We start from the raw sequence: 14,460 nt of genomic DNA, 5'->3' as shown, positions 1-14,460 counted from the left end.
ATAGGGGCGCGATTCAGTCAGCTCAGCATGGATTCCCGCGTGCGCGGGAATGACGTGCGGCGCCTTAAACTACCTGGTCCAGCGTCTTGCCGGCCAGTGCGCTGCGCACGCTGCGATCCATGCGGCGCGATGCGAATTCTTCGGTGCCGTTGGCCAGCGCTTCGACGGCGGACTTCACCGCCGCGTGATCGACGGCGCCGGTCTGCGACTGGGCGACCACGTCGCGCACCTTGTTCATCAATAGGTCGACCGCCGCGCGTTCTTCGTCGCTCAGCAGGGATGCGTCTTCGTCCAGCGCCGATTGCGTGGCCAGCAAGATGCGCTCGGCCTCGACCTGCTCTTCGCGCAGTGCGCGGGCGACCATGTCGGTATCGGCCGATTTGTACGAATCCTGCAGCATGCGCGCGACGTCGTCGTCACCCAGGCCATAGGCCGGCTTGACGATGATCGACGCTTCGACGCCGGAGCGCAGCTCGCGCGCGGACACCGACAGCAAGCCATCCGCATCAACTTGATACGTGATGCGGATGCGCGCGGCGCCGGCCACCATCGGCGGAATGCCGCGCAGCTCGAAGCGCGCCAGCGAACGGCAGTCGGACACCAGCTCACGCTCGCCTTGCAGCACGTGCACCGCCAGCGCGGTCTGGCCATCCTTGAAGGTGGTGAACTCCTGCGCGCGGGCGCAAGGGATGGTCGAGTTACGCGGGATGATCTTCTCGACCAGGCCGCCCATGGTCTCGATGCCCAGCGACAGCGGGATCACGTCCAGCAGCAGCCAGTCGTCGCCCGGCGCGCGATTGCCGGCCAGCAGATTGGCCTGCACCGCCGCGCCCAGCGCCACCACCTTGTCCGGATCGATGTTCGCGTGCGGGATGGTGTGGAAGTATTCGCTGACCGCGCGCTGCACGTGCGGCATGCGCGTCGCGCCGCCGACCATGACCACGCCGTCGACGTCGTCCGCATCGACATTCGCGTCGCGCAAAGCCTTCTTGATGGCCTTCATGGTCTTGTCGATCAGGTGCTTGGTGATCTCCTGGAAGGTCTCGGCGGTGATCTTCAGATGCACTTCTTCGCCGGAGCCGAGGATGGCGTCGACGGTCACATCGTTTTTGTTCGACAGCTGCTCTTTGGCTTCGCGCGCCTTGACCATCAGCACGGCGGTGTCTTCGTCCGACAGCGGCGCCAGTTTTTCCTGCTGGTGGATGTAGCAGAACAGACGGTGGTCGAAGTCGTCGCCGCCCAGCGCGGAATCGCCGCCAGTGGACAGTACTTCGAACACGCCCTTGCTCAGCTTGAGGATGGAGATATCGAAGGTGCCGCCACCAAGGTCGTAGACCGCGTACAGCCCTTCCGAACCGTTATCCAGGCCGTAGGCGATGGCGGCGGCGGTAGGCTCGCTCAGCAGGCGCAGCACGTTGATGCCGGCCAGTTGCGCCGCATCCTTGGTGGCCTGGCGCTGCGCGTCGTCGAAGTAAGCCGGCACGGTGATGACCGCGCCCACCAGATCGTCGCCCAGCGAATCTTCCGCGCGCTGGCGCAGCGTGGCCAGGATCTGCGCGGAGATCTCGACCGGGCTCTTGACGCCGGCGATGGTCTTCAGCTGCACCATGCCAGGGGTGTCCTGGAAATCGTAGGGCATGTTTTCCGCGTAGGCGATGTCGGCCAGGCCGCGCCCCATGAAGCGCTTGACGGAAACGATGGTGTTCTTCGGATCGGTGGTCTGCGCGGCCTGCGCCTTGTAGCCGATGTTGGCATGGCCGTTCGGCAGGTAGCGCACCACGGACGGCAGCAACGGGCGGCCATCTTCATCGTTCAGCACTTCTGGAATGCTGTTGCGCACAGTGGCGACCAGCGAATTGGTGGTGCCCAGGTCGATACCGACCGCCAGCCGATGCTGGTGCGGTGCGGTGGACATGCCTGGTTCGGAAATTTGCAGAAGTGCCATTTCGATGCCTTTAATCCGGGGTCAGGTCCCCCATTTGAGCATGACCTCGCTTGGACAGCCGAGGTCATGCTCAAATGGGGGACCTGACCCCGGGTTTGTTAGTTGTCTTCGAGCGCTGTGAAGCTATGCTCTATTTCTTCTTTGAATTTTTCTAAAAACATCAGGGCGCGCACGCCTTGCGCCGCCGCGTGGAAATCGCCGCCGTCGATCTGCGTTTCGATCTCCGCCAGGCGCGCCTTGCGTTCGTTGCGCAGCTGCTTGTCCAGCGCTTCCAGCGCGTCGCTGTCCTTGGCGGCGCGGGCGTCGCCCAGTTCTTCGCGCCATTCCATCTGCTGCATCAGGAAGGCCATCGGCATCGCCGTATTCGACTCGGTCTGCAAATCGACGCCATTGAGCTCGCACAGGTACTGCGCGCGCTTCTGCGGATTTTTCAGGGTCTGATAGGCTTCGTTGGCGCGGGTGGCCCACTGCATGGCGACGCGCTTTTCGGCGTCGGTGGCATTGACGAACTTGTCGGGATGGACGCGGCCCTGCACGTCGCGGTAGGCGCCGTCCAGCGCCTCCGCGTCCACGGCAAACTGCTGCGGCAGATTGAACAGCTCAAAGTGATTTTGCATGGCTTATCAGATGCGGAAGCTTTCGCCGCAACCGCAAGCGTCTTTCTCGTTCGGGTTATGGAACTTGAAGCCTTCGTTCAAGCCTTCGCGCGCGAAATCGAGCTCGGTGCCGTCGATGTACGGCAGGCTTTTCGGATCGACGAATACCTTGACGCCGTGCGATTCGAAGACACTGTCCTCGTCGGCGATTTCGTCCACATATTCCAGCTTGTAGGCCAGGCCCGAGCAGCCGGTGGTACGCACGCCGAAACGCAAACCGACGCCTTTACCACGGCGTTCGATGTAGCGGTTGATATGCTTGGCTGCTTTTTCGGTCAGGGTGATTGCCATTTGATTCTCCTACGTCGTTCCCGCGCAGGCGGGAACCCATGCTCACTGGCCGTATCCGGCTCGGCATGGATTCCCGCTTTCGCGGGAATGACTGGGTTACGCTGCGACTGGGTGCTTGGTCTGGTAGTCCAGTACCGCTGCCTTGATGGCGTCTTCCGCCAGGATCGAGCAGTGGATTTTCACTGGCGGCAGCGCCAGTTCTTCAGCGATCTGGGTGTTCTTGATGGCCAGCGCCTGATCCAGCGTCTTGCCCTTGACCCATTCGGTCACCAGCGAGCTGGAAGCGATGGCCGAACCACAGCCGTAGGTCTTGAACTTCGCATCTTCGATCAGGCCATCGGCGCCGACCTTGATTTGCAGCTTCATCACGTCGCCGCAAGCCGGTGCACCGACCATGCCGGTGCCAACGCTGTCATCGCCCTTTTCGAACGCGCCCACGTTGCGTGGATTTTCGTAGTGGTCCAACACTTTTTCCGAGTAAGCCATTTTGGTGCTCCTGTATTTTCTGTATCTTAAAAATTAGTGGGCTGCCCATTGGATCGAGCTGATGTCGATGCCTTCTTTGAACATGTCCCACAGTGGCGACAGCTCACGCAGTTTGTGTACCTTGGACTTCATCAGGTTGATGGCGAAGTCGATGTCCTCTTCGGTGGTGAAACGGCCGATGGTGAAACGGATCGAGCTGTGCGCCAGCTCGTCGCTGCGACCCAGCGCGCGCAGCACATACGATGGTTCCAGCGAGGCCGAGGTGCAGGCCGAACCGGACGATACGGCCAGGTCTTTCACGGCCATGATCAGCGACTCGCCTTCGACGTAGTTGAAGCTGACGTTCAGGTTGTGCGGCACACGGTGTTCCATGTCGCCGTTGATGTAGGTTTCTTCGATCTCTTGCAGGCCAGTGGCCAGGCGGTCGCGCAGGCCCTTGATGCGGGTGATCTCGCTGTCCATTTCCACTTTGGCCAGGCGGAAGGCTTCGCCCATGCCGACGATCTGGTGGGTAGGCAGGGTGCCGGAGCGCAGGCCACGCTCGTGGCCGCCGCCGTGCATTTGCGCTTCGATGCGCACGCGCGGCTTGCGGCAGACGTACAGCGCGCCCACGCCCTTAGGACCGTAGGTTTTGTGCGCGGTGAAGGTCATCAGGTCGACCTTGGTTTTTTGCAGGTCGATCACCAGCTTGCCGGTCGCTTGCGCGGCGTCGCAGTGGAAGATGATGCCTTTCGAGCGGCACAGCGCGCCGATTTCGTCGATCGGCTGGATCACGCCGATTTCGTTATTGACCAGCATGACGGAGATCAGGATGGTGTCCGGACGGATCGCGGCGGTCAGCTGCTCGATGGTGATCAGGCCGTTGTCCTGCGGTTCCAGGTAGGTCGCTTCAAAACCCTGGCGTTCCAGTTCGCGCACCGTGTCCAGCACCGCCTTGTGCTCGGTCTTGACGGTGATGATGTGCTTGCCCTTGGTCTTGTAGAACTGGGCCGCACCCTTGATCGCCAGGTTGTTCGATTCGGTGGCGCCGGAGGTCCAGATGATTTCGCGCGGGTCGGCGTTGACCAGGGCGGCGACGTGGCCGCGCGCCTCTTCCACTGCCTTTTCCGCGGTCCAGCCGTACATGTGGCTGCGCGATGCCGGATTGCCGAACTGCTCGCGCAGGTAAGGAATCATCATGTCGGCGACGCGTGGATCGATCGGCGTGGTGGCCGAGTAGTCCATGTAGATCGGGAAATGCGGGGCGGTCTGGAACTTCACTGGCGCGATATTTTTTTCAGGGGCGTTCATCTGGGTTACTCCGTTATTTATTTCTCTTAACCAAGCGCGGCGTGGTTACGGTGCATCACGACCACGTTTTGTTCAGCATTCTTTTGCTTCTGTTGATCGACCAGATCCTGCAGCGACACGGAATCCAGGTAATCCACCATTTTTTCGTTCAGCGTGGCCCACAGTTCATGGGTCATGCAGCGCGCGCCGCTGGCGGCATCCGCGCCGTGGCAATTTTCCTTGCCGCCGCACTGGGTCGCATCAAGCGGCTCATCGACGGCGATGATGATGTCGGCAACGGTGACCTTGTCGGCGCGGCGCGCCAGACTGTAGCCGCCGCCCGGACCGCGGATCGATTCGACGATCTCATGGCGGCGCAGCTTGCCGAACAACTGTTCCAGGTAGGACAGCGAAATGGCCTGGCGCTGGCTGATGCCGGAGAGCGTGACCGGGCCTTTGCCTTGGCGCAAAGCCAGATCGATCATCGCAGTCACAGCAAAACGGCCTTTGGTGGTCAGACGCATCACTACCTCGGTTCAACTGGGTTAAAATATCGACCTTGTCGCTAATCACAGTGTTGCAAAGAGCTGATTAGTTGATCGATTTAGTCAAGTATACCAAACTTTAACAAAGTTTGCCCGGAGGCCCTTGCGCCCAAAGGGTTGCTTAGCGTTTCAACAACTCCATCGGCTTAAATAGCTGGTGCATGTCCTGATTGCCGATGAAGCTTAGGTTGTAAGGGTGCTCTGCCACGATCTGCGAGAACTCCTTCATTACCGGCAACTTGCTCAGCAACTCAGCGATCTTTCCCCATAAAACCATGGTCGGCGTCGTGGACGCCTGCGCGGCCAAGCCGGCCATCACGGTCTCGAAGAACGGCAGCCAGGCTTTGGCATCCTTGGCCGGGGCGACGTGGCTGCGGAACACCAGCGAGGCATTCAGCAGCAAAAACCCCTGTTGGATCAATTTCTGTTGCATGTCGGCCAGGGTCTGGATGTGGCTGCCCGATCCGCTGCGGGCGCGGGCGGCGACGGCCACCATCGCTTCGCCGGCGGTGTTGTCCAGCGACAGCTGGCCGTCGGCCACCAGCAGCATCTTCATGAAGTTGCGCAGCGAGGTGGCTTTATTGACCGGCTTGGACAGGCCGCCCCCCTCCTCGTCCGACCACAGGCTGCCGACCGCGCCGTCCATGAAGCAGACGCCGGTGGCGCTCTCGGCGCGCGGATACGGGCCTTCACCGACTAATACAAAGCGCACTTTATCCAGCGGCAGCGCGAAGGCGGCGAACAGGCGCTGCTCGGTCGGCAGGTACTGGTCGTTGGCCAATTGCGGCAGGTAGTCGGGCGTGGCGGCCATCATGGCCTCCAGTCCTTGCACCAGCAATGGACGCCAGGAAGCATCTGCGCGCGCCAGCGCATCGAGGATCGAAGTCGGGATCGTCATGAGAAAAAACTTTTGGGGAAAGGCGAGATTGTATCGCCGATCCTTGTTCTTGCCCAATGAGCTGGAATTATTGGCCGTCCAGCCAGCCGCCGGTGAAGCCGGCGCTCAGCAGGCCGTTGCGCAGGTAGGTGTTCCGGCGCAGCAGGCTCCAGGGGAAATCGTTTAGATGGTTTTCCACCATGATGACGGTCGGCCCTTCGTTGATGCCGAAGTGGTAAGGCGACACCCAGCGCCGGCAACCCTTCTCGCACAGATGAAAAATCGTCGAGAACGAGGCCTTGAAGCCGTAGGGATTGCTCTCGCACAGCTGCATGCCCTGATAATGGGCGATGCTGGGCAGGACGATCTCCGGCGCGAACGGCAACGAAGCCGCCACCGCCCACGGCGCCAAGGTGCCGTCGTCCGGGCCGTACGGCGCGCCCCGCCCCACGTAGTCGTAGAACTTGCGCTGCACGCCGTCGATCTTGCGGGTGGTCGGGCCGGGTCCGTCGCTGGCCGTGATGCCCCAGCATAGTTCGCCGTACTCGGGGAAGCCCATCGGATTCTCGATCGCGTAGCGCTGCTGCACGTAGGCCGCGCGTCGGCTGTTCTCGAAGTAGTCCAGGTCGTGCTCGCGCATGAAGTCGTCACGGATGCCGCGCAGGTCCAGCCAGATGTGTGACATCTGATGGATGAACAGCGGCCCCGCATACAGGTAGTCGATGCCGTGCACCGTTTTCCATTCGTAGCTGCTGGCCCAGGCGTCGTAGCTGTCGCGCCCGATCGGATATGTCGGCGAACCCAGCGCCAGCACGTACAGGATCAGCGCCTCGTCGTAGCCTTCCCAGTGCCAGCGCAGGAAACCGCTTTCCGGCTTCCAGCCGTGGCATAGCAACGCGTTGCGGCGGCGCATCCACTGCCAGTCCACGCGCCGGTACAGCATGTGCGCCAGTTCGCGGATCTCGCCCTCGCCCGGCGACGCACCGCTGAAATACTCGGCCGCCGTCAGCATGCCGGCGATCAGCAGCGCGGTGTCGATGCTGGACAGCTCGCACTTCCATGCGCGCGCCCCGCTCTCCATGTCGAGGAAATGATAGTAGAAGCCCTTGTGGCCGGTGGCGCCGGGCGCGTTGCTCTGCTCACTGTTGGCGAAGAAACGCAAGGTGGTCAGCGTGCGCGACACGGCTTCCGAGCGCGGCATGCAGCCACGCTCGACGCCTATCGTGTAGGCCGTCAACGCCATGCCGACGGCGGCGATACTGGCCGGCCAGCCCGGTTCGGTCTTGTCGCGTATCAGGCCGTTGGATGGATTGGTTTCGTGAATGAAGTATTCGAAGGAATCCTTTTGCATCTCCGTCAGCAACTTCAGCGACGCGGCATCGTGCGGCATGGTGGTCATAGCGGGCCCGGCAATTACCAAAGTTCCATGCTGTCACAGGCGACCACCAGCGTATGTACCTCACCGCACGCATGACAGCAGAGAAGCCATGCGTCCAGCTCGGCGCGACTGCGGCGTTACTGCAAATCAACTTGCAGCGATCCCGATTTTCCCGCACTATTTGCTGAACTTCTTGTTAACTTTTCTGCTTTCCTGTGAGGCTTTCGTGGCGACTCCTGATATTTCCCGGCTGAAAATTGAACGAGGTGCAACCCTGCAGGTTCAGGGGCAGCGCTCCAGGCGTCGCCGATGGATCAAGATCGCGGTGGTGGTGATCGCCATCGGCATAGGCGGCAAGGTCGCCATGGGCCAGTTCAGCGGCAAGACCAGCGTGGAAACCGTGACCGTGGCGCAGACCTATCCGGCGCAGAGCTACACGCTGCTCAATGCTACCGGCTACGTGGTGGCGCAGCGCAAGGCGGCGCTATCGTCCAAGGCCACCGGCCGGCTGGAGTGGCTGGGCGTGCTCGAGGGCAGCAAGGTCAAAAAGGACGAGGTCATCGCACGGCTGGAAAACCGCGACGTCAGCGCCTCGCTGGGCCTGGCGCAGGCTAACATCAAGGTGGCGCAGGCCAACCTGGAACAGGGCCAGGCCGAACTACTGGATGCGCAGGCCAACTTCAAACGCACCGCAGAGCTGCTCAGCCAGAAATTCATCACCGCCTCCGCCTACGACACCGCGCACGCGCGGCTGAACAAGGCCAAGGCCAACATCTCCGGCTACAACGCCGGTATCGCCGCCGCCAGGGCCAACGCGCAGGCCGCGCAGGTGGCGCTGGACCAGACCGTGATACGCGCTCCCTTCGACGGCGTGATCCTGACCAAGAACGCCAACGTCGGCGACAACATCACGCCCTTCTCCTCCGCCGCCGACAGCAAGGGCGCGGTAGTCACCATCGCCGACATGGATACGCTGGAGGTGGAGGCCGATGTCTCCGAATCGAACCTCAGCAAAATCCGCGTCGACCAGCCTACCGAAATCCTGCTCGACGCCTTCCCCGAACTGCACCTGGCCGGCACCGTCTCGCGCATGGTGCCGACCATGGACCGCAGCAAGGCGACCTTGCTGGTCAAGGTGCGCTTTGTCGACCGCGATCCGCGCGTGCTGCCGGACATGAGCGCCAAGGTGGCCTTCCTGTCGAAGGCCGTTCCGCCCGAGGACAAGCAGGCCGTCACCGCCGTGCAGGCCGCCGCCCTCGCCACGCGCGACGGCAAGACCGTGGTGTTCGTGGTCGATGGCGACAAGGTCAGGCAGGTGGCCGTCACGCAGGGCCGCAAGATCGGAGAGCTGGTCGAAATCAAAGGCGTCAAACCCGGCGACAAGCTGGTAATGACGCCGGACGCCAAGCTGCACGACGGCGCCCCGGTCAGCCTGGCGAAAAAATAATGAGCGAGCCACTGGTACTGATAGAGCACCTGGTCAAGTCCTACCGTCGCGGCGACCAGGTGGTGGAGGTGCTGCGCGATATCAGCCTGGCGATACCGGCCGGCGATTTCACGGCGCTGATGGGCCCTTCCGGCTCCGGCAAAAGCACGCTGCTCAACCTCATCGCCGGCATCGACAAGCCGGACCGCGGCGTGCTGCGCATAGCCGGCCTCGATATCGCAGGCATGGGCGAGACCGACCTGGCGCGCTGGCGCGCCACCAACGTCGGCTTCATCTTCCAGTTCTACAACCTGATGCCGGTGCTGTCGGCGTTTGAGAACGTCGAACTGCCGCTGCTGCTTACGCCCCTGTCGCGCCGCGAACGGCGCGAGCGCGTCGAGCTGACGCTGGAGATGGTCAACCTGGCCGACCGCATGGACCACACGCCGAACGAACTGTCCGGCGGCCAGCAGCAGCGCGTGGCCATCGCCCGCGCCATCGTCACCGATCCGACGATCATCGTGGCCGACGAGCCCACCGGCGACCTGGATCGCAATTCGGCCTCCGAGATCCTGGCCCTGCTCCAGCAGCTGAACCAGCAGCTGGGCAAGACCATCATCATGGTCACGCACGACGCCAACGCGGCGGCGCAGGCGCGCACCATGGTCCATCTCGAAAAAGGCGAATTGATCGCCGGCGAACCTGCCGCTACGGCCTAGCACCATGTACACGCTGCGGCTGATCTTCAAGAACTCCATGCGCCACAAGCTGCGCACCTCGCTGACCATACTCGGCCTGGTGGTGGCGATCTTTTCCTTCGGCCTGCTGCAAACTGTGGTCGACGCGTGGTATGCCGGCGCCGAGGGTGCGTCCAACACCACGCTGGTCACGCGCAACAAGACCTCGCTGGTGTTCCCGCTGCCGTTGTCCTACCAGGCGCGCATCCGCGCGGTGCCGGGCGTATCCGGCGTCGGCTTCGCCAACTGGTTCCAGGGCACGTACAAGGATCCGAAGAACTTCTTCGCGCAGTTCGCCATCTCCGGCGACAGCTACCTGAACATCTATCCCGACTACCTGCTGCCGCCGGACGACCGCGCCGCCTTCCTCAAGGACCGCAAGGGCTGCATCGTCGGCCGCAAGCTGGCCGACCAATATGGCTTCAAGGTCGGCGACATCATTCCGCTCAAGGGCACCATCTACCCCGGCAACTGGGAGTTGGTGGTGCGTGGCATCTACGACGGCAAGCAAAGCACCACCAACACCTCCACCCTGTTCTTCCACTGGGACTACGTCAACGAGACGATGAAGAAGGTGGCGCCGCGCCGCTCCAACCAGATCGGCGTGTACGTGGTGCAGATCGACCAGCCGGAGAACGCCGCCGCCATTTCCGCCGCCGTCGACAAGGAGTTCGCCAACTCGCTGGCCGAGACGCTGACCGAGACCGAGAAGGCCTTCCAACTGGGCTTCGTGTCGATGTCCGAAGCGATCGTGGTGGCGATCCGCGTGGTGTCGTTCGTGGTCATCATCATTATCGCGGCGGTGATGGCCAACACCATGGCCATGAGCGCGCGCGAGCGGCTGGGCGAATACGCCACGCTGAAGGCGCTGGGCTTCGGCCCCGGCTTCCTGACGCTGATGATCCTGGGCGAATCGCTGCTGCTGTCGGCGATCGGCGCGGCGATCGGCATCGTCATCCTGTTCCCGTTCGCGAGCTTCCTCGGCAAGGTGATGGGCACCATGTTCCCGGTGTTTGAAGTGTCGCAGCTGACGGTGATCCAGCAGGTGCTGGCCGCGCTGGCCATCGGCGCCGTCGCCGCCATCGCGCCGACGATACGGGCGGTGCGCATCAACATCGTCGACGGCTTGAGGAGCATAGGTTGAAGATTCCCCTGTCCTACGTGGCCCGCAACCTGTGGGCGCGCCGCCTGACCACCGCGCTGACCGGCGCCGGCCTGGCGCTGGTGGTGTTCGTGTTCGCCACGGTGCTGATGCTGGACGAAGGCCTGCGCAACACCATGGTCACCACCGGCGAATACGACAACGTGATCCTGATCCGCCGTTCGGCCGCCACCGAAGTGCAGAGCGGCGTAGACCGCACCCAGGCCAACATCGCCTCCAGCCACCCGGCCATCGCACTCGGCGCCGATGGCCAGCCCTTGCTGTCGAAGGAAACGGTGGTGCTGATCTCGCTCAACAAGCGCGGCTCGGCCAAGCCGTCCAACGTCATCATCCGCGGCATTTCGCCGCGCGGACTGATGCTGCGGCCGCAAGTCAAGCTGACGGCGGGCCGCATGTTCCGTCCCGGCGCTTCCGAGATCATCGCCGGCGCCAGCATCGCGCGCCGCTTCGAGGGCGCCGGCATCGGCGAGACGCTGCGCTTCGGCCAGCGCCAGTGGACCGTGGTCGGCCTGTTCGACGCCGGCAACAGCGGCTTCGATTCCGAGATCTGGGGCGACGCCGACCAGCTGATGCCGGCCTTCCGCCGCAACGCCTATTCGGCCATGGTGCTGCGGCTGGCCGACACCTCGCTGTTCGACGGCTTCAAGAGAGACATCGAAGCCGACCAGCGCCTGACGCTGGACGCCAAGCGCGAACAGACCTTCTACTCCGACCAGTCGAAGGCGCTGTCCACCTTCATCAGCGTGCTAGGGCTGATCCTGTCGATCATCTTCTCGATCGGCGCGATGATAGGCGCCACCATCACCATGTACGCCTCGGTCGCCAACCGCGTCGGCGAGATCGGCACCTTGCGCGCGCTGGGCTTCCAGCGCCGCAGCATCCTGGCCGCCTTCCTGGCGGAGTCGATGCTGCTGGCGGTGCTGGGCGGCGCACTGGGCCTGGCCTGCGCCTCGCTGATGCAGTTCCTGTCCTTCTCGACCACCAATTTCCAGTCCTTCTCCGAGCTGGCCTTCGGCTTCCGCCTGACGCCGGCGATCGTGGTCAAAACGCTCATGTTTTCGCTGGCGATGGGCATGGTCGGCGGCTTCCTGCCGGCGCTGCGCGCGGCCCGCATGAAAATCGTCGACGCCTTGCGCGCCGCATGACTAAACAATAGTGAAAGAAAGCATGCTAGACTTGCCTGAATGCAAATTTCGCCGCATACGCCATTTTTGCCTTCGGAATCACAGCCGACCATGCCGCACAAGGATCATCCACCTGCCGCGCACGGAACCGGGCCACGCCAATTCTGGCGCCGGCTACTGCTTTGCTGTGCCCTGCTGATGTCGATGCTGGCGGCGCCCGCATGGGCCGCCGGTGAGCGCAAGGTGCTGGTGCTGTATTCGCTGGGTTCCGATTCCGCGTCGGCCTGGCAGCGCCTGATCAACAAGGGTTTAACGACCGAACTGGCGGACAAAAACCTGACTTCCGCGCTGGGTATTTTCGAAGAACGCTTCGACGCCGTGCGCGTCGGCGACGAGCAGGCGCAGGCCGGTATGGAGCAGTACCTGCGCACCAAGTATGCCAACATCAAGTTCGACGCCATCATCACCGAGAACTACGTGGCGGCGCGCTTCCTCAGCGAGCGTCCCGACCTGTTCCGAGGCGTGCCGCGCCACTACGTCAACCATGGACGACTGGACTGGACGCCGTCCGACGGCATAGCCTACCAGGTCCATGCGGATTTCGACCGCGCCATCGGCATCATCCCGCAAGTGGCGCCGGACGTGCGGCACGTGGTGGTGATCGGCGACAGCACGGAACGCATGCAGGAATCCGTGACCGGCATGCGCAAGGCGGCCGCCGGCTACGACAAGCAAATGCGCTTCGAATACTGGGATCAACTCAGCTACGACGAGATCTTCCGCCTGGCCGCGCTGCTGCGGCCCGGCAGCGCCATCTTCCTGCTGCCCACCTACCACGACGTCACCGGGGAGCGGCGCCGGCCGGTGGACATCGCGCGCAAGCTGGCGGCCACCACGCAGGTGCCGGTGTTCACCAACTGGGAGGCCATCGTGGTGCCCGGCGTGGTCGGCGGCTACGTGGTCAGCGCCGAGCGCATAGGCCGCGCCATCGCCGCCATCCTGATGCAGCAGAAGCCCGATATCGCCGGCATCCCCGGCTACCTGTTCGACTACGGCGCCGCACAGCGCTTCCACTTGCAGAACATTCCGCCGACGGCGCAATGGCTCAACCGCCCGCGCAGCGTGTTCGAGGAATACTTGTGGCAGATACTGGCCGGCGCCACGCTGATCGTGCTGGAAGGGATCTTGATTTCGGCGCTGATCGTCGCGCTGCGCGGGCGCCGCCAAACACTGTCCGCGCTGCACGATGAACGCAACCAGCTGGAAGCGCGGGTGATGCAACGCACGCTGGAGCTGATGATCGCCAACACCAAGCTGGAACAGCTGGCCACCACCGATCCACTAACCGGCATCGGCAACCGCCGCCGCATGACGGAGCAGATCAACAAGGAGCTGGAACGCAGCCGCCGCTTCAAGCATCCGCTGTCGCTGCTGATGGTCGACATCGACCACTTCAAGAACGTCAACGACGTCTATGGCCACGAGGCCGGCGACCGCGCCATTGTGGCCGTCGCCAAGGCGCTGGCCGGCGGCATGCGCAATATCGACATGGCGTCGCGCTTCGGCGGCGAGGAGTTCGTGCTGTTGATGCCGGAGACCGAAATCAATGTCGCCAGCGGCGCCGCCGAGCGGCTGCGCTGCGACGTCGCCGACCTGCGCATCGAGGGCGACAACGGTGAACTGATTACGCTCACCGTCAGCATCGGCGTGGCGGCGTCGGCGCCGGAAGGAGCACCGGACAGCGCCTCGTCGCTGATCTCGCGCGCCGACAAGGCGCTGTATCAGGCCAAGCACCAAGGGCGCGACCGCGTGGTCAGCGCCTGATTACCCCGCACGACCAACGGGGTCGGACCCCGTACGGGGTCCGACCCCTAAGTGGCGCGGCATGCGTATCGCTTAGGCGTACGGGGTGCTTGCTTACTCCGCGTCCGGCTGCTGCGACGGGTGCGCCTGCTGGAAGGCCGGCAGCTCGGCGCAGGCCTCGAAGATCCGCATGATGGTCGGATACGGCGCCATGTCCACCCCGAAGCGCTGGGCGCCGAATACCTGCGGCACCAGGCAGCAGTCGGCCAGCGTTGGCGTGTCGCCGTGGCAGTAGCGGCCGGTGCGCGTATCGTCGGCCAGCAGGCGCTCCAGCGTCGCCATGCCGGTGCGCAGCCAGTGCTGCTGCCATTCCAGCTTGACTTCTTCGGTCACCTTCAACTGGTTCTTCAGGTACTTCAACACGCGCAGGTTGCCCAGCGGGTGAGTGTCCGCAGCCACCGTCAGCGCCAGCGCGCGCACGCGGGCGCGGTCGGCAGCGGTGGTCGGCAGCAGCGGCACTTGCGGGCGCGTCTCCTCCAGATATTCGATGATGGCCAATGACTGGCCGATCACGCTGCCGTCGTCGTCCAGCGTCGGCAGCAGCGCCGACGGATTAAGCGCGCGGTAGGAGTCGGCCAGTTGTTCGCCGCCGTCGCGCAGCAAGTGCACCGGCACGGCATCGTAGGCCAGGCCTTTCAGGTTCAGCGCGATGCGCACGCGATAGGCCGCAGTGCTGCGGAAGTAGGTATAAAGCTTCATGC

14 protein-coding genes are annotated in these 14,460 nt (G+C 63.4%); 5 read left to right on the top strand and 9 right to left on the bottom strand.

Features of this window, described 5'->3' with window-relative positions; translation table 11 throughout:
- Nucleotides 1–64: 64 nt before the first annotated feature.
- From hscA to V6M89_RS06885, 8 genes are all read right to left on the bottom strand, one after another.
- Nucleotides 65–1,945 (bottom strand): Fe-S protein assembly chaperone HscA, encoded by a 1,881-nt coding sequence (gene hscA, locus V6M89_RS06920; protein ID WP_332852507.1) that lies wholly within the window; start codon nt 1,943–1,945, stop codon nt 65–67.
- Nucleotides 1,946–2,043: 98 nt separating this feature from the next.
- Nucleotides 2,044–2,562, bottom strand: coding sequence for a Fe-S protein assembly co-chaperone HscB (gene hscB / locus V6M89_RS06915; protein ID WP_332852506.1), 519 nt, complete (start codon nt 2,560–2,562; stop codon nt 2,044–2,046).
- Between the two features lie 6 nt (nt 2,563–2,568).
- Entirely contained in the window at nt 2,569–2,892 is a 324-nt protein-coding gene (gene iscA / locus V6M89_RS06910; RefSeq protein ID WP_056160441.1) for an iron-sulfur cluster assembly protein IscA, read from the bottom strand.
- Nucleotides 2,893–2,988: 96 nt separating this feature from the next.
- Nucleotides 2,989–3,378 carry a Fe-S cluster assembly scaffold IscU gene (iscU, locus tag V6M89_RS06905; RefSeq protein WP_020702063.1) on the bottom strand — a complete coding sequence of 130 codons (390 nt, stop codon included), beginning with the start codon at nt 3,376–3,378 and terminating at the stop codon, nt 2,989–2,991.
- 33 nt (nt 3,379–3,411) lie between these two features.
- Complete coding sequence (locus V6M89_RS06900; RefSeq protein WP_332852505.1) at nt 3,412–4,668, bottom strand: IscS subfamily cysteine desulfurase; 1,257 nt, start codon at nt 4,666–4,668, stop codon at nt 3,412–3,414.
- Between the two features lie 26 nt (nt 4,669–4,694).
- Nucleotides 4,695–5,171 carry a Fe-S cluster assembly transcriptional regulator IscR gene (gene iscR / locus V6M89_RS06895; RefSeq protein ID WP_008450513.1) on the bottom strand — a complete coding sequence of 159 codons (477 nt, stop codon included), beginning with the start codon at nt 5,169–5,171 and terminating at the stop codon, nt 4,695–4,697.
- Between the two features lie 142 nt (nt 5,172–5,313).
- The gene (locus tag V6M89_RS06890) at nt 5,314–6,090 is read right to left on the bottom strand and encodes a uracil-DNA glycosylase (RefSeq protein WP_332852504.1); all 777 of its coding nucleotides are present in this window, start codon (nt 6,088–6,090) and stop codon (nt 5,314–5,316) included.
- Nucleotides 6,091–6,157: 67 nt separating this feature from the next.
- Nucleotides 6,158–7,468: a glucoamylase family protein gene (locus tag V6M89_RS06885; RefSeq protein ID WP_332852503.1), complete on the bottom strand. Its 1,311-nt coding sequence runs from the start codon at nt 7,466–7,468 to the stop codon at nt 6,158–6,160.
- Between the two features lie 205 nt (nt 7,469–7,673).
- On the opposite strand from V6M89_RS06885, the gene V6M89_RS06880 reads away from it, so the two are divergent.
- The 5 genes from V6M89_RS06880 to V6M89_RS06860 all read left to right on the top strand — a co-directional run bounded on the left by V6M89_RS06880 (nt 7,674) and on the right by V6M89_RS06860 (nt 13,720).
- The gene (locus tag V6M89_RS06880) at nt 7,674–8,894 is read left to right on the top strand and encodes an efflux RND transporter periplasmic adaptor subunit (protein WP_332852502.1); all 1,221 of its coding nucleotides are present in this window, start codon (nt 7,674–7,676) and stop codon (nt 8,892–8,894) included.
- Nucleotides 8,894–9,592, top strand: coding sequence for an ABC transporter ATP-binding protein (locus V6M89_RS06875; RefSeq protein WP_332852501.1), 699 nt, complete (start codon nt 8,894–8,896; stop codon nt 9,590–9,592). Before V6M89_RS06880 ends, V6M89_RS06875 begins: the two co-directional genes overlap by 1 nt.
- A 4-nt stretch (nt 9,593–9,596) precedes the next feature.
- Nucleotides 9,597–10,754 (top strand): ABC transporter permease, encoded by a 1,158-nt coding sequence (locus V6M89_RS06870; RefSeq protein ID WP_332852500.1) that lies wholly within the window; start codon nt 9,597–9,599, stop codon nt 10,752–10,754.
- Nucleotides 10,751–11,917, top strand: coding sequence for an ABC transporter permease (locus tag V6M89_RS06865; protein WP_332852499.1), 1,167 nt, complete (start codon nt 10,751–10,753; stop codon nt 11,915–11,917). Before V6M89_RS06870 ends, V6M89_RS06865 begins: the two co-directional genes overlap by 4 nt.
- 177 nt (nt 11,918–12,094) lie before the next feature.
- On the top strand, nt 12,095–13,720 hold the full coding sequence (locus tag V6M89_RS06860; protein ID WP_332852498.1) for a diguanylate cyclase: 1,626 nt from the start codon (nt 12,095–12,097) through the stop codon (nt 13,718–13,720).
- Between the two features lie 93 nt (nt 13,721–13,813).
- Here the strand turns inward: V6M89_RS06860 and maiA are convergent, their stop codons facing one another.
- Nucleotides 13,814–14,458, bottom strand: coding sequence for a maleylacetoacetate isomerase (gene maiA, locus V6M89_RS06855; protein ID WP_332852497.1), 645 nt, complete (start codon nt 14,456–14,458; stop codon nt 13,814–13,816).
- Nucleotides 14,459–14,460 lie beyond the last annotated feature (2 nt).

Origin of the sequence: Duganella sp. S19_KUP01_CR8 (assembly GCF_036688705.1) — a bacterium.
Taxonomy (GTDB): Bacteria; Pseudomonadota; Gammaproteobacteria; order Burkholderiales; family Burkholderiaceae_D; genus Rugamonas.
The sequence above is the reverse complement of the archived record's forward strand: the minus strand, read 5'-3'. Positions and strand labels throughout refer to the sequence as shown.